The sequence below is a fragment of the Desmonostoc vinosum genome (assembly GCF_059505385.1).
Map to the genome: position 1 here is coordinate 15,022 of NZ_JCACKM010000047.1, position 21,767 is coordinate 36,788.

At 38.7% G+C, this 21,767-nt stretch carries 17 protein-coding genes, 1 tRNA gene and 1 pseudogene; 7 read left to right on the forward strand and 12 right to left on the reverse strand.

Going from position 1 to position 21,767, the window contains the following annotated elements:
• Positions 1-5: 5 nt before the first annotated feature.
• From AC5JMF_RS08195 to AC5JMF_RS08215, 5 genes and pseudogenes are all read left to right on the forward strand, one after another.
• A complete protein-coding gene (locus AC5JMF_RS08195; protein ID WP_495795209.1) occupies positions 6-383 on the forward strand; it encodes a DUF8817 family protein in 378 nt (125 codons plus the stop codon).
• Entirely contained in the window at positions 383-991 is a 609-nt protein-coding gene (locus tag AC5JMF_RS08200; protein WP_495795210.1) for a molybdenum cofactor guanylyltransferase, read from the forward strand. The genes AC5JMF_RS08195 and AC5JMF_RS08200 overlap by 1 nt, the downstream gene beginning before the upstream one ends.
• A gap of 350 nt (positions 992-1,341) precedes the next feature.
• Positions 1,342-2,310, forward strand: a complete 969-nt coding sequence (locus AC5JMF_RS08205; protein ID WP_495795211.1) for an ABC transporter substrate-binding protein — start codon at positions 1,342-1,344, stop codon at positions 2,308-2,310.
• A gap of 23 nt (positions 2,311-2,333) precedes the next feature.
• A pseudogene (locus AC5JMF_RS08210) lies at positions 2,334-2,522 on the forward strand (NB-ARC domain-containing protein); the annotation flags it as partial.
• Positions 2,523-2,731: 209 nt separating this feature from the next.
• Positions 2,732-3,877, forward strand: a complete 1,146-nt coding sequence (locus AC5JMF_RS08215; protein WP_495795212.1) for a SpoIID/LytB domain-containing protein — start codon at positions 2,732-2,734, stop codon at positions 3,875-3,877.
• A 490-nt stretch (positions 3,878-4,367) separates the two neighbouring features.
• Here the strand turns inward: AC5JMF_RS08215 and AC5JMF_RS08220 are convergent, their stop codons facing one another.
• Positions 4,368-5,666, reverse strand: coding sequence for a hypothetical protein (locus AC5JMF_RS08220; protein WP_495795213.1), 1,299 nt, complete (start codon positions 5,664-5,666; stop codon positions 4,368-4,370).
• Positions 5,667-5,835: 169 nt separating this feature from the next.
• On the opposite strand from AC5JMF_RS08220, the gene AC5JMF_RS08225 reads away from it, so the two are divergent.
• Positions 5,836-6,315 (forward strand): hypothetical protein, encoded by a 480-nt coding sequence (locus AC5JMF_RS08225; RefSeq protein ID WP_495795214.1) that lies wholly within the window; start codon positions 5,836-5,838, stop codon positions 6,313-6,315.
• A gap of 174 nt (positions 6,316-6,489) precedes the next feature.
• Here the strand turns inward: AC5JMF_RS08225 and AC5JMF_RS08230 are convergent, their stop codons facing one another.
• On the reverse strand, positions 6,490-8,712 hold the full coding sequence (locus tag AC5JMF_RS08230; protein WP_495795215.1) for a GumC family protein: 2,223 nt from the start codon (positions 8,710-8,712) through the stop codon (positions 6,490-6,492).
• A 466-nt stretch (positions 8,713-9,178) separates the two neighbouring features.
• Positions 9,179-9,250: transfer RNA gene (locus tag AC5JMF_RS08235), tRNA-Gln, on the reverse strand.
• Positions 9,251-9,486: 236 nt separating this feature from the next.
• Between AC5JMF_RS08235 and AC5JMF_RS08240 the strand changes: the two genes are divergently transcribed.
• On the forward strand, positions 9,487-10,623 hold the full coding sequence (locus AC5JMF_RS08240) for a nucleotidyltransferase domain-containing protein (RefSeq protein WP_495795216.1): 1,137 nt from the start codon (positions 9,487-9,489) through the stop codon (positions 10,621-10,623).
• 22 nt (positions 10,624-10,645) lie between these two features.
• Here the strand turns inward: AC5JMF_RS08240 and AC5JMF_RS08245 are convergent, their stop codons facing one another.
• The 9 genes from AC5JMF_RS08245 to AC5JMF_RS08285 form a co-directional block, all read right to left on the reverse strand.
• Positions 10,646-11,761: an acyltransferase family protein gene (locus AC5JMF_RS08245; RefSeq protein WP_495795217.1), complete on the reverse strand. Its 1,116-nt coding sequence runs from the start codon at positions 11,759-11,761 to the stop codon at positions 10,646-10,648.
• Between the two features lie 103 nt (positions 11,762-11,864).
• Complete coding sequence (locus AC5JMF_RS08250; RefSeq protein WP_495795218.1) at positions 11,865-13,049, reverse strand: glycosyltransferase family 4 protein; 1,185 nt, start codon at positions 13,047-13,049, stop codon at positions 11,865-11,867.
• 83 nt (positions 13,050-13,132) lie between these two features.
• Positions 13,133-14,386 carry an O-antigen ligase family protein gene (locus tag AC5JMF_RS08255; RefSeq protein WP_495795219.1) on the reverse strand — a complete coding sequence of 418 codons (1,254 nt, stop codon included), beginning with the start codon at positions 14,384-14,386 and terminating at the stop codon, positions 13,133-13,135.
• A gap of 6 nt (positions 14,387-14,392) precedes the next feature.
• Entirely contained in the window at positions 14,393-15,649 is a 1,257-nt protein-coding gene (locus AC5JMF_RS08260) for a glycosyltransferase family 4 protein (RefSeq protein ID WP_495795220.1), read from the reverse strand.
• A gap of 248 nt (positions 15,650-15,897) precedes the next feature.
• The gene (locus AC5JMF_RS08265) at positions 15,898-16,758 is read right to left on the reverse strand and encodes a glycosyltransferase family 2 protein (RefSeq protein ID WP_495795221.1); all 861 of its coding nucleotides are present in this window, start codon (positions 16,756-16,758) and stop codon (positions 15,898-15,900) included.
• A gap of 174 nt (positions 16,759-16,932) precedes the next feature.
• A complete protein-coding gene (locus AC5JMF_RS08270) occupies positions 16,933-17,910 on the reverse strand; it encodes a glycosyltransferase family 2 protein (protein WP_495795222.1) in 978 nt (325 codons plus the stop codon).
• Between the two features lie 53 nt (positions 17,911-17,963).
• The gene (locus AC5JMF_RS08275; RefSeq protein WP_495795223.1) at positions 17,964-19,226 is read right to left on the reverse strand and encodes a glycosyltransferase; all 1,263 of its coding nucleotides are present in this window, start codon (positions 19,224-19,226) and stop codon (positions 17,964-17,966) included.
• A gap of 112 nt (positions 19,227-19,338) precedes the next feature.
• A complete protein-coding gene (locus AC5JMF_RS08280) occupies positions 19,339-20,577 on the reverse strand; it encodes a glycosyltransferase family 4 protein (RefSeq protein WP_495795224.1) in 1,239 nt (412 codons plus the stop codon).
• A 90-nt stretch (positions 20,578-20,667) separates the two neighbouring features.
• Positions 20,668-21,660, reverse strand: a complete 993-nt coding sequence (locus tag AC5JMF_RS08285; RefSeq protein ID WP_495795225.1) for a glycosyltransferase family 2 protein — start codon at positions 21,658-21,660, stop codon at positions 20,668-20,670.
• Positions 21,661-21,767: the final 107 nt, after the last annotated feature.

The following is a 21,767-nucleotide window of genomic DNA, read 5'->3' on the forward strand; positions in this document are numbered from 1 at the left end:
AACATATGAATAACCCGCCCGTGCTGAAAAACATCAGTCCTCTGATTCCGGCTGGTGGTGATATGGAAAAATCTATTACCTTCTATGAAAAACTAGGATTTAAAAAAATACATCAGGAAGGTAATCCAGTTACTATGGCAATTGTCAAGCGCGACTGTGCAGAAATTTTTCTGCTCAAGAATGAGGATCAACATCTGGCAAAATCAACAACCTTTCGCATTCAAGTTGATGGCATTGAGCAACTTTATCAGGAATTTCAAGCAAATGGTGGAGAAATGATTCATCCCGATGGTCAGCTAGAAACAAAACCTTGGGGAATGAAAGAATTTGTCATCATTGATGTGGCTGGTGTGTGTATTACTTTTTGTGAGTCGGCAAACTGATGGTGAACTCCAGCGAATTAAGCGCCATAGTTTTAGCAGGGGGTAAAAGTTCTCGCATGGGTCAAGATAAAGCCTTGATTCCCGTTCATGGAGTGCCTTTGCTGCAACAGGTTTATCATATTGCTCAAAACTGTGCTGGGATTGTTTATATAGTTACGCCTTGGCCAGAACGGTATGAAAATTTACTTTTACCTGATTGCGAGTTTATTCGAGAAATTCCTTTGCCTGGAGAAACTCTACCCCACGGGCCGTTAGTTGGGTTTGCCCAAGGACTAACAAAAGTCCAAACAGATTGGGTGCTACTGTTGGCTTGCGATTTACCCAGGTTACGAGCTGAAGTTTTGCAAGATTGGATAACTAAACTTGGTAGCGTAGATGATGATGCGATCGCAGCTTTAGCTCATCATCCCAAAGGCTGGCAACCTCTGTGTGGTTTTTATCACCGCCGCTGTTTGCCCTATCTTTTAGAGTTTATCAACAAAGGCGGGCGATCGTTTCAGCAGTGGCTTGAGCAAAAATCCGTAGAAGTTTTACCATTGCCAGAATTGGAAATGCTATTTAACTGCAATACACCAGAAGATCTAACATTGGAGAATCACAGAAGGTGAGGATGATGTACTTAATGTACTTAAGACTACAAATCCAATAACTATACAGTAAATTCCACGAGTAAAGGTTTGGTTAAATATCAGTTTTTTGTATCAAAAAATACAATTTAAAAATATGCTGAAGTTAAGAATATGTATTATTGAGTAAATAAGCACTCAAAAAATATAAATTTATATTAAAGATAGCTATTCTCAATAAACCTTGTATAGACATCGGCGAGTAGCAGAGTTATATATTCTCCGGAATATTGGCTTGTATTCCTACTCGCCTTTTTGTATGACTAGTTATATTAAGTATTGAAGAATCACCTTTCTTTGAAATTTGAAACGTAATGCTGAGTTTGTTTTTTATGCCATTTTTACCTAGAATTACATTTAACATACATCATCGTTGGGTTTTATCTGCCATAGCACTGTTGTTAAGTATAGTTTTGGCTGCTTGCAATACTGCGACAACTGTTCAGCCACAAGCAAAAATCGCAAATACGCCTGAAACTACCAATACAAACTCTCAGCAATTACCTGAAAAAACTGTCGAAAGAGTAGTTGCTCTTTCTTCACTATCGGCCGACATCATTACACAACTTGATCAAACAAAAATTGTCGGAATTACTGGTAGTAGGTTATTTAAAAATGACAGCCGATTCCAGGATATTCCCCGTGTTAGCGAAGGTCAAAGTCCTCCCAATTTAGAAAAAATAGTATCACTCAAACCCGATTTAGTTATTGGTGCTGAAGGTTTTTCTAACGTACCAATTCAAAAACTTAAGCAGCTAGGAATCTCTACATTTCTTACTCAAGTAAATACTTGGCAGTCTTTGGAAGAACTTACCAAAACACTTGCTCAGAAAATTGATGCTGATCCTCAGCCTCTATTAAACCGATACAAAAGTTTCTTCCCGGATCAACTGATTCAAAGTCCTTCTACTTTAGTACTAGTTAGTCGGCAACCTATTTTAGCACCGAATAAAAATAGTTGGGCGGGGGATTTGCTCAATAAATTTGGGACTAAAAATTTGGCAGCAGAATTACAAGGCAGTAGTCCTGTAGGTGGATATGTTACTCTTTCATCTGAAAAAGTTTTAGAAGCAAATCCAGAGGTAATAATTTTAGTTAATCCTCCACAAAGTAATTCAGAAATTGAACTTTTGGATTCTTTAAAAAAAGAACCGTTTTGGCAACAACTACAAGCAGTTAAAAATAATCGAGTCTATATATTTGATTATTTTGGATTGGTGAATCCAGGTAGTATAGATGCAATAGAAAAAGCTTGTCAGCAGCTTAAGCAAGACTTATTTATAGTCGAGAAAAATAGCTAATACCAATTTATAATTCGTACATGGAAACGATTTTAGATCCGGGCTACGTCGGACAATATCGCTCAGGTTACGAGGGGTACGGAGAACTCCTCAGAGTTGTTGGAGAAACCAAACATCAAAGTTGTCTCATCTTTACTAGTCGAGAAAAACCTGGTGATCTAGCTGCCTTTGAGGGAGTGCGATCGCTACAATTGGCAGATTTGACAGAAGCAGCAGTAGGCTTATGCTTTCTGCTCCCCTGCGGTCTTAATGATCAGTCTTTAACCGAACACGATATAACTAATTTCTACCCCATAACTAAACCAAAATGCATAATTAGTTAAGAGGTGGCAACCTCCTGCGTTGGAGAACTGTCTCATCTTAAGTTGTAGGCGCAGCTTCCACAGCGTCAAACAGATACTAATGGATTTAGATGATCAGCATGAAATTCCAACTTTTATTAGGCTCTTTATTTTCTCAGGTTAAGGGACGTCATTGGTGGATAAGTATCCTTTTGTGGATTGCTTTGGTTGCCCCAGCTCAAGCATCTGTAATCTTGCGGGTGGCAATTGAGAGGGGTGTCAATCAGGTAAAAGTTGGCAGTTCTACAGCTGCAACCCTAAAAGATAGTACAGGTCGGACTCTCGGACAATTGCCAGCGATGAGTGCATTTTATGCCCAACCAGTTCCTGGTGGCGTTGCTTTGGATAAGTGGCAGTCCGGTTTATTTTGGATTGAACCAACGGGTAAAGGATACGTTTATATTAACGATCGCTGGTATCGCGGCAGAACTCTAGTGATTCCCACTGATAAGGGCTTAAGTGCCATTAATTGGATAGCACTCGAAGAATATCTTTACAGCGTCATTGGTGGGGAAATGGATTCCCGCTGGCCTGAAGAAGCCCTAAAAGCCCAAGCGATCGCCGCCCGTACCTATGCTCTCTACGAACGAGAAAAACAGCGCAATAATCCTGTTTACGATTTAGGTGATAGCCCAGATCGTTGGCAAATTTATAAGGGTGTCATCAGCGAATCTCCCGCTACATATAAAGCAGTCGATGCTACAGCCAATCAGGTACTAACTTACAAAAACAGGATCATTCTCTCGGTCTTCCACGCCTGTTCTGGAGGACACACAGAAAACGTGGAAGATGTTTGGGGAAATGTCTTACCATACCTACGTGCTGTACAAGACTTTGATCAAAATATCAGCGAATGTAATTGGGTGAAAACTTTCTCACCTGCGGAAATTAGTGCTAAATTTCCCGGTGTAGGCAATGTCAAGGAGATAATTCCAGAAACATTCTCACCTTTTCGCAGTGTTAAAGTCTTAAAAATCGTTGGTGACAAGGGTACGAAGGTTTTACAGCGCGAGGAAGTGCGGACAGCGCTCAAGCTCAAGAGTACCCGTTTTAGCGTCACTAAAGCAGCAGATGGCAGTTTTGTACTTCAAGGGCTTGGCTTTGGTCATGGTTTAGGTATGAGTCAGTGGGGAGCATACAATCTGGCGCGTCGAGGAATCAACCACCTGCAAATTTTGGGACATTATTACCAAGGTGTAGCCCTAACGCCGATTCAACCGAAGTAGTTAGGGATAAGGGGGACATGGTTCGACTCCGCTCACCAACCGGGGGATGAAGGGGTTAACAATTCAAAATTCAAAATGACGCGACGCTCCTGTGTCGCTACCCCTGACGCTCGTACCGACGCTCGATGACTCGCTAACGCTACCGCTAACGCTATCGCGGACTCGCTACCGCTGCGAAGTGCAAAATTCGCGCATTAAAGACATTTTGAGTCGGGGATTTAAACCCCGACTCAAAATATGCTATGTGTAGACGTAGCGCAAAGTCTGAGCGCCGACTTCCGGCGATGCCTACGGCAATGTCTCCGACGAACAGAACTTTGTAACAGAGGGGTCTCAAACCCTTGAATGTACGATGAGTGAGGGAGAAACTTTCTCCGTGTCCCCCTTCGGGTGACGCTCGCAAGCTCGCTAACGCTGCGCTAACGCAGTCGCCTGCGGAGGGAAACCCTCCTGCAGCGCTGTCTCACCGCGTCTACCCGTCTTTGCGTCCCTATTCCTCACTCCCACGTTCTAACTGCCGTAGCCATTCAGCCTCGATTTGTTTGGAACGCTCACCAGCTTCCTGTTCCATTAAGTCAGTTTCAGTGGAGTAAACCAAATCTTCGTCCTCAATCACTTTTTCTGCTGCAAACTGATGAGCATACTCAATTTTTTGCTGTAGTTCTGCACCTGCGTTGGCTAATAACCTGGCCCGAGACAGGCGATCGCGGTTACGTTCAGTAATTTTACGATTACGCGACTGAATCCAAAAATACCTAACTATCGGTATACCCAAAAAACCTATTCCGTAAGCCAATAGCAACCAATAGATTCCTTGGACAAAAGCCACCAGTCCCCCTAATTGGGCAGCAATTGTGCCGTCTCTCAACAAACTACCCAGTACCAAAGCACCAACAAAATTGAGTATACCCAAGCCAGCACTCAGCATTATTTGCCCTGAGGTGGCGGCACTAAAACGCCAGAGTAATTCTTCTAGGTAAACTGGCACTGATTGACGGGATTTTTTGGCTGCACTTACTTGTAATTCTGGAAAATAATATACAATTTGCCCTTCTGGACTTACCTTTGGTTCCCCATTGAATTTGATCAGAACAGGGAGCATATAATCTTCGTATTCTTTTGTGTATCCTTTACCTATATCGTCTAAATATGGTGCAATTTGTTCTGCTGCTACTGCCCCACGGTTACTACGAATTACAGTCGCAATTTCTCGCCAGCGACGTTCTTCTAAGTTGGCATTGGGATAACCATCTCCAAACAAGAAGGAAAATACAGCTTCAAAGAAATTGAGTTCGCTTTTTTCTCGCCTTTGGCGTCGCCGTTCCTGCGAGTAGCCATCATAGTTGGGGCTAAGATACCAAAATAAATCTGGGAAGAAGAAAAAGCCACCATTGTAACTGCTACCCCTGTTATCACTATCCCGATCTGAGTTAGCAGCAGTAATGATGATAATGATGGTGATAGAAATTAGGGCGATCGAAGCAATTAAAAAAATTCCAAAGGAAATGCGAATCAGGTAAAACATTACCTTCCAGACATTATTCCACCATTCCTGCAACCGCAACCGCAAGTATTTATTACGTAATATTGCTCGGAAGTTTTGCGGAAATAGGTAAACAATATCACCTGAATCTGCTACCTGCAAATGTCCACCAGCATCAGCAGCAAGAGTTAATAAACTCTGATTAGCTTGTGCAATATTCAAACCTGCCTGAGTTGCTACATCACCCACTGTGACGCGGTAGCCAAGTTTTTCGACAGCTTGCATAATGGTGGGATTCAAAGCCATTGCTCTCCCCTCCTTTGAAAATTTATTCTCCTTTTTCAAGTATAAAGTTTTATTTTGAGTGGCTTGCTCAGAGTAGAGAAAAAAGAACTAAACCAACAAATAACCTGACACCCAACATGTTAAAATTATTTTCCTTGGCTTGGTTAACCAGCAAACTCTCTGCCTACATATGGTTCAGTACACTCTCGCTCAAAGTCCAGAAATTATTCTTACTATTCCTGGAAAAGATTCAGCTAAAGCCCGTGAGAAAGCAATGGATCAGCTGATGGAGCTGATGGATGCAGGTAAGCTACCTACGGAATTAGAAGAAGGGTTTGGCCCTCAACAATTAATTGAGGTTAAAGAAGCATCCACTGATACCGCTAGCGGTGAGGATGCTATTACACAAGCTGTTCAAATTCTGAGTAACCTGGCCACTCTCAAGCTGAAAGTTCAAGAGTCACGAACTGAGGCATTAGAGATTCGTCAGGCTGTTGATATTTTATTCTCAGATGAATCAGTGACTGAAGAGGAAATTTCTCGCCTGAAAGAAGGTTTTAAAGTTCTCAAAAATTTTGCCCAGGCGAATCTGCGTTACCAAGAAGCACGAGCTAAAGCACAACAGGCGCGGCAAGTTTTAGATCAAGCTCTCAAATCGCCTGAAAAGTAACTAAAACTAGGGGTGTAGGAGGACAAGCGATACCTACAGGTGTAGGTTTTGAATATTTTGCGTTTTGATCGACGCAAAGACGCGGGGAAAGATTAAGGCATCAGCCGTTAATTGAGACACCATTGTTCAGTTTAGGGGTTTCTCTACACCCCTAAACCCGTATACCCCTGGTCTTTAACGTCGTCTAGTTCTTCTGAGAGAAGATGAGATCGATAGGGAATTGGCGGCGGAATTAGGTAATGCGTCTTCACTAACTCGTGCGAGGTTCCGACTCTGCCTAGAATACTGTTGCTGATAATAGCTATAAGAAGTAGGCAGCGCATCCTTAGATTTGTTGGCTATGATCCCTAAAATAGGAGTGCCCGATACTTGAATTTCTTCTAGAGTTTGGTGCAGTTCTGTACGCTTGAGCTGACCTAAACCAGCCACTAGCACCATACCGTTGGTATTAGCCGATAACAAGTAAGCATCTGCAAACCCTAAAAGAGGAGGTGTATCATAAATTACTAAATCGAAAGTTGCTTGCAGACTATCCATTAAATCTTGCATTTTTTGAGATGCAAGCAATCGGACGGGATCTGGTGGAATTGGCCCTGCACTCATGACAAACAGGTTTTCTTCTTGAGGCGATCGCTCAATCACATTATTCCAATCTAAGTCTTGCGAAATCACATCAGTCAAGCCCTGAATATTCATTAATCCGACTCGATTGTGTAAGCTAGGCGCACGTAGATTGGCATCTACGAGTAATACCCTCTGCCCCATCGCCGCCGCTGCTTGTGCTAGCTGTACAGCAACTGTAGACTTACCATCTCCCTGTCCTGGTGAACTGATAACAAGAGAGCGAATAGGAACATCCGAACCTAAAAGCAGAATATTTGTATAGAGAGAGCGAAAAACTTCAAAAAATGTAGCTCGATTGGCTCTTTCCGCTCCTCCCGCTAAACTTTCTTGCATTGCTGTTCCTAGCTCTTTTCTCAAAGGAACTATCCCTAGTAGCGGTAGTCTAGTAGTATCTTTGAGTTCTTTAGAAGTGTAAAAGATATTACTGAGTTTATCCACAATTAAGGCTACTATTACACCTAACAGCAAACCTAAAACACCTCCTAAGGCTAAGTTTCTCTTAGCACTATTGGAGACAGGATCAGGTTGATTCACTTTAGCTAGTTTAGGATCAAGTAGTTTCCAAGGTTGTTGCTTCTGAGCCTTCTCGATCTGTAGTGCTTGCTGCTTGGCCGTAAACTGATTCAAAGCATCAGTAGCAATTTTTAATTCCCGCTCTATATTAGAGTAATTTCGGCTAATATTTGCCAAATTTCTGATTTCACTGTTAAGACCCTTTATTTTTTCATCTAGAGATATATCACGCGCGGATAGTGCCCTAATGTTACTCTGCAACTCTTTTTGTAGCCGTACTTCTTCTTGAGTCAGCAATGGCAGCAAATTATCTTTCTTCTGCTTGAGAGTTTCCATTGCTGGGTTGTCATCTGTAAATACTGCTGACTTTTGTTGGATTTCAATTTCTGCTAACTGAACCTGATCTAGGATCTTTTGATAGCGGGCACTTTCACTCAGTATAGAGTTACCAGCTCTCTCACCTGGCTGTTGCGCCAACTCTTTCTCCAAATCTTCATATCTAGCTGCAATTTGCTCTAACTGTATTCGATTTTCTATCCGTTGTTGCTGCAAATTGGCGATTTGACTAGACAATTCTTGCGCTTTTTGCGCTGGTTCAATCAAATTATTACTCAGCCGCAGATCCCGCAGCCTGTTCTGCCATAATATGACCACATCTTCTAGTGGTCTTCTTTGCTTATTCACAAACTCGATCGCCTGATCTACATCTGCTTGACGATCTGCCAAACTATAGTTTAGATAAGCTTCAGCAAGTAACTTAGAAAAGTCGCTAACCTGCTTTTGATCTGGGTGAGTATATTCAATTGACAAAATATTTGGTTGCTTAGACACAATAATCAAGTCATCAAGAATTTCCTCGTAGTTCAGATCCGCGTATTGTACTTGAAGCTTTTCGATAATCGGGTCTAAAATTCTATGACTTTGTAAAACCTTGATTGTCGTTGCAACTTCCTTAGACGATTCAGCAGGTGTCAACCCATCTTCTTGAGCATTGATTGCTTGGGGAACATTAGCTATGACCTTATTCTCACCAGTCACAGGCTTGGTTAAAATCTCGAACGAACCTTGAAAAACTGGAGGATCTGTTTCTGCTTTCAGTACTGCTGCCGTCGCTACTACAGCTGTTATACCAATGATTAATAATATTCGCCGACGCAGAACTGTTAGGATATTACCCAGATTTAATTCGTCTTCTTCAACATTTAACTGGGTAGCGTTAGCTTGTGATAAAGGGTGGATATATTTCTCTGACTTTACCATGGCATCTGTAAATTAAGTTATTTTTATTGCTTAAGTAGGTAAGTGCTTGGATTCTATTTTGACATACGTAATAGGATTACTGTAGAAGTTGCCTTGTTCCTTACCCTACCTGGGTAAACTACTGAGTAATAGATATCCAACCCATTGCGAAATGAGCTAAGCGCTATGAAAACTTACCTAGTAGATGTACACACTTTAACTACAGCATTTAAAAAAATGCATTAATCTGGAGTCATTTACTTATAGATACAGTAACATTACTCAGGATACATTTTTTAACTTAAATTTGTACCTTCGACTAAGACTATAAAATTTTTTACCAATACTTGGGTAACTTAACAATCAGGCTATTTAAGGACAGCACATCAACCTAGCATCCGTAGAGTTGGACAAGTTGAAATGGCTGACAATATAGAATCAAGTTAAAAGACACATATGGCAGGAACAGTACCTGCTATTTACTAAGCTGGGGCGCTAGGATTCGAACCTAGGGATGGCGGGACCAAAACCCGCTGCCTTACCACTTGGCGACGCCCCAATGACTTCACCTTAATCAATATAGCAGTTGTTCCCCTAGAAATGTCAAGTGCTTTGGTGATTAATTTTAAACAATGAGTTTTGACAGCAGCACATGGGGAAAACCTTCTATAGCTTGTAGAAACAGTTGCCTTTCAATAATTGTAAGATAGAGCAGTTTGATGAGATCTATCTTGCATATTCTCAATCATCGTAGGGTAGACACTGCTCAGAACATAAATTTGAACTATTGCTGTGATGAATATCATATCTAAACCTAATATCGAAGTCCAAGAAATGCAACATAGTGCAGAAGTTGAACTACTTCTTTGCTGTACACGTACTCAGTTAGATACCTCAGCTAGTGAGCGAATCAAAACGCTAATTCAGCAAAACCTTAACTGGGCACATATCATTAAAATAGCAGTCTTTCATAAAGTTATGCCACTGCTGTATCAAAGTATAGTTACTACTGATCCAGAAATTCTTTCTCAACCTGCTTTAGCTCAACTAATAGATTATTTTCAAGCCAATGTTAGACATAACTTATCTCTAACTAGCGAGCTAATTAAACTTATAAATTTATTTGAAACTCAAGGAATTTTTGTGATTCCCATTAAGGGAGCAATTCTAGCTGTATCAGCCTATGGTAGTATTGCACTCCGACAGTTCAATGACATAGATATATTAGTTCGCCAGCAAGATGTATTAACAGCTAGGGAAATACTGATAGCTCAAGGCTATGAAAGTTCATATAACTTTACTAAAGAACAGGAAGTTGCCAGACTCAAATCTCCCTACTGTAAAGATAATAATTACCATCATAAATACACAGGAATCAATATAGATTTCCACTGGCAACTTTTGCAACGATATTTATCGTTTCCACTTGAACATAAACATCTTTGGGAACGTCATACAACTGTAACCTTAGCAGGTAAGGCAATACTAAATTTGTCTCCAGAAGATAATCTTTTATTTCTCTGTATTCATGGATCTAGGGATCGCTGGAATCGTCTGCAATTAATTGCTGATGTAGCTGCACTAATCGGTGTTTCAGCCAATATAGATTGGGGCTTAGTTATCAAGCAAGCTAACACATTAGGTTGTAGGAGAAGATTATTGCTTGGTATGCTACTAGCTAGAAATTTACTAGAAATAGAGTTGCCAACAGAAATTATACAAAAAATACAACTTGAACCAGAGATAAAATTATTAGCTACAGAAATACGCCAGAAAATTTTTTCTCAAACTGATGAAACACATCAACTTTTTAATAAATCTTTTTTCGATCTCCGAATTAGAGAGCGTTTACAAGATAAACTGCAATACAGTATTTATCAATCAATTTTAGTTATTGCTAGAAGCAATAGCTTTTTTCCAGCTTGGATCTAGATAATATAAAGCGAATAAACAATCATGTTCGAGAAACCAATATTTTTTTCCTAAAAACTTTCAGCAATGGTTGTTCAATATAGGAGTGAAAGATGCATCCTACCAGCAGAGAAATTATTAAGATAAAAAACTTAGATAAATCACTATAGAACATATTTTCTAAATGCATTTTAGCAATTAGATTCGTTAAGATATTAATTACCGATGCATGTGTTAAGTATACAGAGTATGATGCATCACCAAGATAGATAAAAATACTAGGTATTTGAATTTCCCTATTTAGATCTAAAGCAGCAGCACCAATTACGATTAACATTGAGGGAATACCATAATAAACAAAGGAAAATTCTTCCATTGGAGTCAAAATTGGAGCGATCGCCCTTACATAAAGAGGATAAGATTGACTATCGGCTATAGTATTAACAATATGTACATTAGCGATAGATGATAATGAAAATAAAGTAATTCCTAAAGCTAAAATTGGTGTAGCTTGTCTGACTTTGAATTTAGTGACTATGTAAGCAGCTAAGCATCCAAAACAAAATTCTAAATGATGACCGCTTAAAATAAATTCTAAAGATAAGTTATTCTTCGGTAAAGTGAGGATATTCAGTGAATGAAAAAACCAGTAAAAAGATATTGTAGCTAGCCAGATGAAGATCAACGGAGCCAAATATCTTAAACCCGCTAGTATAGTCAAACTAAAAACCAAATAGAAAAAAACTTCAAAACTTAGTGTCCAACTCACATTAACGATTGGCGGACTAGGATATGGAAATAAAACAAAGGAGCTTAAACAAGTGATGAAGTTAATATCTTTTGTAGTAGAGAATAATCTAGGTATTAGAACTATCCAGTATATTGGATAAACTCGTAGAAAACGTTTAAATAAAAATTCTTTAAACTTAAATTTTTTTCCTATATCATTTTTGTGAACATAATAAATAATAAAACCGCTCAGGACAAAGAAAAAATTTACTCCGGCAGAACCAAATTTAAAAGCATTAGATAAGAAAGGTTGTTTAAGATTAATAGCAAAAAGAGAATTTCCATGAATTAATATAACTAAGACTGCTGCCAAACCTCTAAAAACTTGTAATAAATTCAGCTTCTTCTTAGAAATCTTGATTTGAGACATTTGATAACTCCTAATTCAGTATTTTATAAATATCAAAATCATATTAGTTTTTGCTTTTTTAATAAAAGTTGCATATAAATTTTTATTAAGTAGATAAATTTAATTATTTATTATTGATAGTTTGTTTATAAATCTCTATCAATTGCTTATAATTAGCTTCAGGACTATAGTTATTTTCGTAAACTTGGCGGGCATTTTTTCCCATAGTGATCATAGTTTCAGAATGGTTGATAGCCCATTCAATTTTGGCTCCTAAATCTGCTGAGTTTCCAGCTTCAAAATGTAACCCAGTGACTCCATCTTCTACAATCTCTGCCATACTTCCTAATTTAGGAGCTATTATAGGTAAACTACAAGCAAAAGCTTCAGCAACTGTTAAAGGAAAGCCTTCATACCAAACGGAAGGAAAGATTAAAAACTGAGCATGATGCATTAATGACATGACCGTAGGCTGATTTTGAAATCCTAAAAATTCAATTATATTTTCAGAAGCAGTATTTTTTACCTTTTGCTGTAATTTTTCTTTTAACGGCCCATTACCAACAATTTTCAAGGGGATAGAAAAATTATTTTGTAAATAAGCTTCTATTAATAGAGAAACTCCTTTTTCTTCTGACAGTCTACCAACAAAAAGTAAGTAATTATTTTGTTGACAAATCTCGTTGATAAAGTTGGCAGAAAATACAAAATTGGGTTTGATATAGAACTTGTCTGCTGGCAATCCAGACTGAACCATTTTTTCTTTTTGAAATTGCGTAAATACAATGTAAGCGTCTACCCTTTCTTGCCAAGTACGTCGTAGCCGATGCCAAGTATTCATGGCTGCTACAACCGAGCTTTGTATGCGCGAATCTCGGTAGCAGCCATATAAAATACTCTGCCATTGGACTAGTTCACTAACACAATCTTCACACACTTTGTTATCACGAAAAAGCAATGCTTTCGGGCAAGCGAGCCGATAGTTGTGAAGAGTTTGAACAATAGGTATGTTCTGCTCTAAGCAAGCATCATATATAGAGGGAGATAGCAGTGGAAAAAAGTTATGTACATGTACGATATCAGGTCGAAATTTAGTAATTTCGTTGCTAACTTGTTGTTTTGCTGAATAAGAGTAAATTGCACTTACAGCAGTTGTAAGTTGATCCCAAACACTTTTGATTTCATGATTGCTAACTTCCAGTAAAGATACCTGATGACTATTTGCTTCCAATAAAGCTCTCTCAGCTTGCACTACTCCATCCTCGCCTCCTGCAAGCTGGTATCGATTATGTAACAGCAGAACTTTCATGAAGTTAACTCTTTTATCTCAATAAATCAAGGAAATATGTAGAAGTAGAAAGTATACAGTAATCAACTAAAACTTATGTGTATTTATAGTTTGATTGCCAGTTTATTCATATCTGATACTAAAGGTAAATTACGAGTCGATTGATGAATCAATTTTTTACTAAAGCTGGCACTTCCTAAGGAAGCTCCTACCAGTACGCCTAAAGGAGCCATGACGAATATGTAGACTATGACGTTATCAGTGATCATTGCTAAAGCTACAGCTGCTAAAGCAAGAAAAGCAGCAAGGTGAATCCGACTATTTTTTATATCGTTTCGATCTGCCCATTTCCAGTTTTGCCAAGTCTTGGTTATTAACTGCCCATAACCGAATATCCAGATTGTGAGGCCGATAAAACCATAATCATGCAGAATCCGTAGATAATCATTATGAGGATGAGGAAAAGTAGGGCCAACACGTTTTACCAAAACAATCCCCACAGAACCAGGGCCCTTACCAATCCAGGGAGATTCTAGAGCTGAGGCATAAGCGATCGGCCAAGCTTGGTTTCGGCCAGAGGTATTAACTTTTACCCCCCCCACAGTTGCGTTATCTCCTACATCGCTGAAACGAGAGCGTATAGGTTCTACATAATTGAATGCTAAGTAAGAAACAGTAACTATTAAAACGAGAGTCAACCCTATTCGTACCCAACTTTTGATACTAGTCAAAGAGATTTGAGATAAGGGAATTAGAATCAAACTGATCAGTAGAGCCGTTCGAGAGAAACTTAAGGCAATATCTACAATTATCAGACCTAACCACCATAGTGCTTTAGGGAGACGATAACGCCAAGCAGCTACATACCAGGCAACCCCTACAATAGCAAACAAGGCAAACGAACGGGGACTCATGATAATCTTGGCGCTAGGGCCAGTTATCAGAATACTCAATCCGTATAACACAGCCGATAGTTGAGTTGCTTTTGTTAAAGCATCACTAATGAATTTTGGTGAGCCAGGAGTACGATAACTTTGTATAGTACTGAGTAGTATGAGTCCTACAAATGCTGCTAGTACTGAGACATTTTGAACTGCGTTGACAAAAGGCAGGCTTCCTGTAGGTAAGTACCATACCCAGTTGATTAAAGCCTGTAAAATAAACAGAACTAAGCCAGATACTACTAATACCGCTTTGGGGAGCTTGCGACGAGCGGACAATAGAATCCAAGTAGCTACAGCTGACAAAATGGTCAGTATACCTAGAGCAGTAATACTACCTAAACTCAATAAACGCCACGCATCTGCTAGTCCACTAAAGATGATGGTTAGAGACAAGAAAATTTCATATAACTGCATAATTCTCTAACTCATTTTTAAGCAAGATTTATTTTGAGTTGCAACTTCTTCGTAAAGTTGAGCTAACTGCCGCCCTTTATTTTCCCAATTAAAAGCTTCTTTGACTCTTTTTTGTCCAGCTTGACCCATACGCAATCTTAGTTCTGGGTCACTAGCTAAATACATCATCGCGTCAGCCAGATCACTTACTGCTTGCTCAGGCGTATGTGCCTTAATCTTAAAACCAACTTCCTCCGTAACTTGAACAGATGGGCCTCCTAAATCTAAACAAATGATTGGACGGGCTGCTGCCATTGCTTCCATAGAAACCCATCCACCGGAATCATGTAGACTTGGATGAACCAAGACATGACATTCTCCCAACTTGCTCATAGTTTGTTCACGAGGTAGCCTACCCCAAAATTTGACTCGTTCTGTAATTCCCAAGTTTTGTGTGAGTGCATGAAGTTGATCTTTTTCAGGGCCGTCCCCTAAAATCCAGTACTCTGCATCGGTTAAGTTTGCTTGAGCAAAAGCGCGCAGCCCCAAGTGAAAGCCTTTCCAGTGTAGAAGTCTGCCCATACTGATAAACCTCACAGGTGAAGTATCGGGGGTTTTATATTGAGCAAGACTAATTATTTCTTTTTCTGCTAAACCTGACTCAGGCACAAGTTGTACATTGTTAGCACCTATCTTGTACAGTCTTTTAACTGTATCTTCAGTTGTTGCTCTAATAACTGCACTTCTTTTTGCAGTCATACGTACAAACGGATCTAATTCCCCTATGGAACGAAGCAAGCTTCGTGTAGTTTCATAAACTTTGGCACGTAGACTAAATTCACCCCAAAACTCTTTTGGAGCAGATTCTCCACCACCTACTGGCCCCCAGATAAAAGGAACAGGTAGTAATGAAACAAAACTAGGACTTGAATACCTCACGTAGGTGACGTGATGTACAATATCAAAGCTAATTTGCTGGTGGAGTGAGCGACTGATAAAATATGCCCAAATTTGCCACAAGTAATAGTGAAAATAAACACCCCATTGTGTTACTTTTCCTCCACGATTCCAGTTTAATACCCAGCCCAGAGGATCTATGTAAATAAACTGAACGTTGGGGAGTAAGTTACGTGATAGTTCAGCCTCAATACCTTGTCGATGACAATTAGATGTTAATATCCAAACTTTGTGATACTTGCTCACTTCCCTAACTACATTCCAGCCTATTCCAGGTTCTGAACCGTGTCCTGGTTCACATGCGTATGCAGAAATTAAGATTTTCATATTTTTCGTATTAAGAGTACCCTAAAAATGATACAGCGGTTCTCGTTTTAGTGAGATAGATTTTGTTGAGATTCAGGGGCCATGGATTAGAGGATAGAGTGGACGTTAGGTAATTGGGAACTGCTATACGATTTATAAGTAACAAGGTAAGTATATATTTTGAATTTTAATTGTCTCCCATTATGATAAAAATATATGATTAAAAGTTGTTTTTAGGTTCGATCAAAGGCAAGTGTAACCAGCACAACTCAAGCCCAGCCGAACCATCCTTGTAATCTTCCTATAAATGTTACCCAGTAAGACTTTACGCTGTCTAAGCGACCTTGAAGTAGTGATAAGACAATCCCTATTAATGGACGACTCCAGTTGTAAATAACAAACCACAAGGGAGTATTATGCTTACGTAATACTCGACCTCTACCCATTGCATAGGCATAGGTTTTGGAATAGTTTTTGTTTTTGTTGGTACTGAGTTGAGTGGATTCTAGCTGTGTTAATTTTATAGGGTGAATCACAGTAAGCATGGGTTCATAATACAAACCAGCATTTATGGCACGCAATAAATAATCAGTCTCTTCTGCAGAACCCCAAGGTGTATTCGCTCCAACACCTAGAGTTTCGTCGAATATTCCTACTTCCATAACAACTGAACGTCGAAGAAATATAGTGTAGGAAATACCTCTACGCCATACATTAAAACGGTTGATTTCTCCGGCTTGACTACTATGATGTCTGCCAGAGTCTTTACCTTGCTGATCAACAGAGCATCCTGTCAGACCATTCCATCTAGGATTGTTTGTAAAAAATTGGACTACATGCTCAAGAATATCAGGTGGATAAGCGCAATCATCGTCTGGAAAAGCCACAATATCGCCGCTAATATGCTGCAAACCTACATTACGAGCGCGGGAAAGTCCTTTTTCAGACCGTAAATGCAGGATAGGAAAGTGGGTTTGGTAAGATTTGATAAATTCTACAAGGCGATCATCAGAATTTTGATCTATAATCACCAACTCAAAGTTACGGTAAGTTTGGGCGTTAAGAGTATGTAAAAAGTTGTCAACTTCGGCACTGCGATTCAAAGTAGCAAGAATTAAAGAGAATTTCATTTAATTACCTCCAACATTTTTATAATCAAGACCTTACAGTAAATGGACTAGGTATTTTGATTTCAATCGAGCATAATTAACTTGAACTTGAGACCCCTTTAATTGGTGGCGATCGCTTGCAAGCAGATTAAATAAGTAGGAGTGTGAATAGCTTAACTTCTAGCGTCCTGAATATCAGTGTGAGTGTTTTAGTGAGCGACTGATTACTCGGTAAGTGTTTCTGCCGAGTAGAAGGAATACTAATCCTTTTACCATTGATTTTCCAGACCAAGGGAGAAAGTAAGAAATCGCTAAAAGTTGCTGCCATGCTTTTAACATTTCTTGAGCATCAACAGCTTTTTGTAGTTCCTTGAAGCGTACAAATGATAAATGATTGCTTACCCATTTACGGTAAGCCCAAAAACCAAGACGGCTTTTCATAGCCGTTCCCCATCGATTTTGAAAAACTTCAAATCCTCTAATTTTAGCATTCCAATTTCCACTGACTTGGTGACTTTTATGGGCAGATTTTTTGACTAGAGTATTTGATACTGCAACAAAGTGATTACCTGCTTCTGCTAAACGCAAAAATAAGTCATAATCTTGAAAACTAGGTAAGGTTTCGTCAAATCCTCCCACTTCTAATATGGAGGAATGCTTGATCATAAATGTTGATAAAGCAGGACACCACCCTTTGAGTAGCTGGTCAAAAACATTACCTTCATAGCTAGCTTCTACAATAATTTGACTATCAGTCAACTCCTGATGTTCGCAGTACTGACAATAAACAACAGTTGCTTGAGGATGATTGCTATCTTCCAAACGAGCTAATTGTAATTCTAATTTTCTCGGCAGCCATTCATCATCACTATCTAAAAACGCTACTAATTCAGCGTTTGTAGCCTTGATGCCTTGGTTGCGGGCATAGTTACCACCATAGTTTTTACCTAAAGGTAAAAATTTAATTCTTATATCGCTAAATTCGTTAACAACTTCAACTGTATTATCTGTAGAACCATCGTCTACAATAACTAATTCAAAATTGGATATTGTTTGTGCGAGAACGCTAGCGATCGCTTTTGGTAATAAGTGTGCGCGATTAAAGGTTGGTATGACAACACTAACAACAGGTTGAGCGTAAACTAGTGTCTCCATATTGTCTGAAACTGTCATTGTAATGCACCTTTAAAATAAACTTTGTTTGCTTATTATTCAGATAGTTTTAATTAAGAGACTGTTAAAGCAGTTTTATTTTCAGCTTTTGGATGAGATAAACTGCAATAAATTTCAACTAATTGATCATTCAACTTGTTAATGTCATAGTGTTTTTCTGCAAAGTTCCGACCTGCTAAACCCATAGCAGGCCAAATCTCTGAATGAGCAATTAAATAACCTAATTTCTCCGTTAAAGCATTCACATCTCGCTCTGGTACTAGAAAACCGGAAATACCATCTTCAATTATTTCAGGAATTCCACTATGGTATGTGCTGACTACTGGCAAACCCATTGCGATCGCCTCCATTAAAACAGTAGGAGTTCCTTCTTGATCGCCTTGCTGACTTGTGACGCTTGGAGCTAGTAATATATGAGATTCGTTAAGTATTTTTACAACTTCTTGCTGTTGCTTCCATCCTACGAGCTTAATACTGCCAGGCACATTTAGTTCTTGAATTAATTGTTCTAAATTTTCTCGCAATGGCCCATCACCAACAATTTTATATTCAATTTTTGTCCCAGATTTTACAAGATTAGCGATCGCTCGAACACCATACTCTACCCCTTTTTTTTCCACCAAACGAGCAAGTGTTATTATTCGAGTTATGCCATCTTTTGGTTGCTGGCGTAGAGCAAATGTAAACTTACTACAATCAACTCCTATTCTATGTATAACTAGCTGTTCCTCACCGCAACCCAACTTTAATAACTCAAGTTTCATATGGTTACTAATTGGACAACATAGTTCTCCTGTAGCAAATAATTTATCGTAAACATTAATTCCATATTGTTTAATATATTCCGATATGTCATAGCCATAAAATTTAGTAATTAACCTACCTTCAAAAATACCCATTTCCTTAAGGAGCATTGCTCTGAGTCCATTAGGGCCAAAGTGGCAGTGGATAATATCATATCTTTGTTTTTTATCCAACAGTTGAGCAGCATAAAATAAAAGTGCTAGTGAGGCAGCTTGTTTTCCGTATTTTAAAAAATTCAATGATTCTAATAATAAAATTGGATCTCGTAAAAAATTAGGCAACAATTTGAATACCTGGAACAATCGCATAATTCGATCATCTGGCTTTCCTATATAACGAGTACGAGCCTGAAGATGGTATTTTTCTACTGCCGGATGTATTTTAGACATATCGCCTGATCGGTCAGCATAAATATCAACTTCATATCCTCGATCAATCAAACCTGTGATCTGATTTAAGATAAATGTTTCAGATAGGGTGGGAAATTGATTCACAATAAAAGCAATTTTCATATTATTATTTGTACTAATGCAGTTTGAGCCATTTATAAAATACTTATTTTGCTAAGTTAGAAAACAAATAAATTACACTATTACTTAAAATTACAGCAATTTATAGGTCTCTCTAGCTTTGTAACGGAGCAACTTTGCGGAAAGTACGCTTCCCATATCTAGCGGCTTTAAGCACAACAGGGGGTAGATAATGTTTCCATATAGGCTGTAAAGATGGGGGTGGAAGTATCCTTCCATGAGGACGGCAGTAAGCACCAGATTCTGCATCACGTAATACACGGCGAAATAATTCAAGATAGCTCTCAACCATATCTCGAATTCGGTATGTACCTTGATCTACTGTCTTATAAGCATTTAATGCCATTTGCTGTCGCAGGTTAATATCTTGTTGCAGTTTTGCTAAACATTTAGCAAAACCTTGAATGTCTCCAACAGAAAGCAGGTATCCATTAAAACCATCTTGCACAAGCTCAGGTATGCCACTTTTAATGTCGGTAACAACAGGTACACAAGCACTTCCCATTGCCTCAAGCAGTGCATTAGGCATTCCCTCAAAAGCAGAAGTCATAATAAATACATCATGCTGCTGAAGAAGTTCTGGAATTTTCTCATGAGGTATAATTCCAACAAATCGGATTACACCTTGCTTAACTAAATGCTCGGATGCATCCATTAACTGCTGTTGATCTGGGCCGCCACCAGCAAGAGTCAACTCAACTGGAATCTTCAGATCTAATAATGCTGTAATAATTTTTGGTAGATCAAGAATGCGTTTCTGAGACTGTTTAAATACACCAGCGTAGAGTATTTTTAAAGGTGCATTGACATCAAAAGAACGCTTTGTTGGATGATCAGGAATAGCTACCCCTATTGGAATTGTGACTATTCTTTGTGAAATTGTATGTATCCTTGATTCAGAGCCTTTTGCAACAGTATGGCTAACAGCAGCGATCGCGTCCCAGTATTTTCCTAATCGACTAACATGTTCATAATGTTGAGAGTCATCGCTATGAACAACTCCAACTATCCCAACGCGGTTAGAAAGTTTTGGACTAACACAAGAATGCTCAAAGTCATAGTTGGGAATGTAAATACAGGGAGTGCGTTCCTCCAAATAGTTGATCATCGCTAACCAACGAGCAACATAGCCATCATTATCTTCCACTGGTAATTTCTCAATGGGAATATCTGATGGGAGCTGCATCGGTTTAGGATCGTATTTATCAGGTTGGGTTAAAAGAATATGCGCTGATATGCCACGTTCACGAAGTCCTCGAACTAAATTGGCTGAGAAGATATTAACACCATTTAGGCTCCATACTGGTGATGCTACTATCACATTGAAGTCCATAAAATTTAACCAACTAAGTTTGAATTTGAAAGTTAGCTACCATACATTACATTTAACAGAGAGTTAACTTCACAGTTGTTCTCCAAAAAACTAAAATTCAAAAGTTTTTTTCAATAGCCTTCCCAATGAATTGTTCCATATCATTTTTAACCTTTGTCTTATACTCTTGATTTTCCAAATCTTATATGTAAAATATTTAAAACTCCTCAAGGATATTAATCTATAGGCTAAAGCGTACAGAGCCAGCTTTTGTGCATATGATTTTCTTTCCCCGCTTTCGATTAATAAAGGAAGCACCTTGATTAACTTAAAACCTATAATTGCTTTATGTGAAATTAAAGGTTGGTAATCGCTAATCCAACTTTCTGATGTTTGATAATCAATTATTCTTGATATTCTATCATTTCGTGGATCAGCATTCCAAATCGTTAGAGGTTTTTCGATAAAAGTAAAAATTGCTCCATTAGCTTCAAGTTTTAAACAGAAATCCCAGTCTTGATGCATTTTCAATCCTGGGTGAAAACGGGTTTCTATACAAAGTGATCGCGGCATCATCAGAGTACTGGTTTGAATCTGTCCACGGTTGCAGAATAAATATTCTGCTATGGTTTCTTTCTCCAATTTGCCTGCTAGCGGAACTATTTGGAAGTTTCCAGAATTAAGTAAAAACTCACCATAGCTAGATATCCATGTGCTACAAACAACTCTTTGGGTATAGCTGACTACTCTTTCTAGATGAGGATGTTTCTGAATTGAAGCAAGTTGTAACTCTATCTTTTCAGGTGCCCAAATATCATCTGAATCTAAAAATGCTATGTATTCTCCTGTCGCTGCCTCTATGCCAGTGTTGCGAGTAGCTGAGCCTCCACAATTGATTTGATGACGAATATAGCGAATCCTGGAATCGCCAATAGATTTTACGGATTCTTCAGTATTATCTACAGAGGCATCATCAACTACAATAATTTCTAAGTTTCTGTAAGTTTGGTTAATTGCACTGTTTAAGGAAACACTTATTAAATGTGCGCGATTGTAAGTTGGTATAATCACGCTTACAAGTTGTTCTTCAAGTAATTGATTCACTTTAACTCTTCTGTTAACAAAACCTATGTTGATGAGCTTGACTGGCTATGAGTTTTTAAGCATACAGTTTGTTAGTTAAACATTAATAACAATATTGGGAAATTGAC

Excerpts from the sequence above, each read along its gene's own strand:
- AC5JMF_RS08195 (WP_495795209.1), top strand. The coding sequence starts at position 6 with ATGAATAACCCGCCCGTGCTGAAAAACATCAGTCCTCTGATTCCGGCT.
- AC5JMF_RS08200 (WP_495795210.1), top strand. The coding sequence starts at position 383 with ATGGTGAACTCCAGCGAATTAAGCGCCATAGTTTTAGCAGGGGGTAAA.
- AC5JMF_RS08205 (WP_495795211.1), top strand. The coding sequence starts at position 1,342 with ATGCCATTTTTACCTAGAATTACATTTAACATACATCATCGTTGGGTT.
- AC5JMF_RS08215 (WP_495795212.1), top strand. The coding sequence starts at position 2,732 with ATGAAATTCCAACTTTTATTAGGCTCTTTATTTTCTCAGGTTAAGGGA.
- AC5JMF_RS08220 (WP_495795213.1), bottom strand. The coding sequence starts at position 5,666 with ATGGCTTTGAATCCCACCATTATGCAAGCTGTCGAAAAACTTGGCTAC.
- AC5JMF_RS08225 (WP_495795214.1), top strand. The coding sequence starts at position 5,836 with ATGGTTCAGTACACTCTCGCTCAAAGTCCAGAAATTATTCTTACTATT.
- AC5JMF_RS08230 (WP_495795215.1), bottom strand. The coding sequence starts at position 8,712 with ATGGTAAAGTCAGAGAAATATATCCACCCTTTATCACAAGCTAACGCT.
- AC5JMF_RS08240 (WP_495795216.1), top strand. The coding sequence starts at position 9,487 with ATGAATATCATATCTAAACCTAATATCGAAGTCCAAGAAATGCAACAT.
- AC5JMF_RS08245 (WP_495795217.1), bottom strand. The coding sequence starts at position 11,761 with ATGTCTCAAATCAAGATTTCTAAGAAGAAGCTGAATTTATTACAAGTT.
- AC5JMF_RS08250 (WP_495795218.1), bottom strand. The coding sequence starts at position 13,049 with ATGAAAGTTCTGCTGTTACATAATCGATACCAGCTTGCAGGAGGCGAG.
- AC5JMF_RS08255 (WP_495795219.1), bottom strand. The coding sequence starts at position 14,386 with ATGCAGTTATATGAAATTTTCTTGTCTCTAACCATCATCTTTAGTGGA.
- AC5JMF_RS08260 (WP_495795220.1), bottom strand. The coding sequence starts at position 15,649 with ATGAAAATCTTAATTTCTGCATACGCATGTGAACCAGGACACGGTTCA.
- AC5JMF_RS08265 (WP_495795221.1), bottom strand. The coding sequence starts at position 16,758 with ATGAAATTCTCTTTAATTCTTGCTACTTTGAATCGCAGTGCCGAAGTT.
- AC5JMF_RS08270 (WP_495795222.1), bottom strand. The coding sequence starts at position 17,910 with ATGACAGTTTCAGACAATATGGAGACACTAGTTTACGCTCAACCTGTT.
- AC5JMF_RS08275 (WP_495795223.1), bottom strand. The coding sequence starts at position 19,226 with ATGAAAATTGCTTTTATTGTGAATCAATTTCCCACCCTATCTGAAACA.
- AC5JMF_RS08280 (WP_495795224.1), bottom strand. The coding sequence starts at position 20,577 with ATGGACTTCAATGTGATAGTAGCATCACCAGTATGGAGCCTAAATGGT.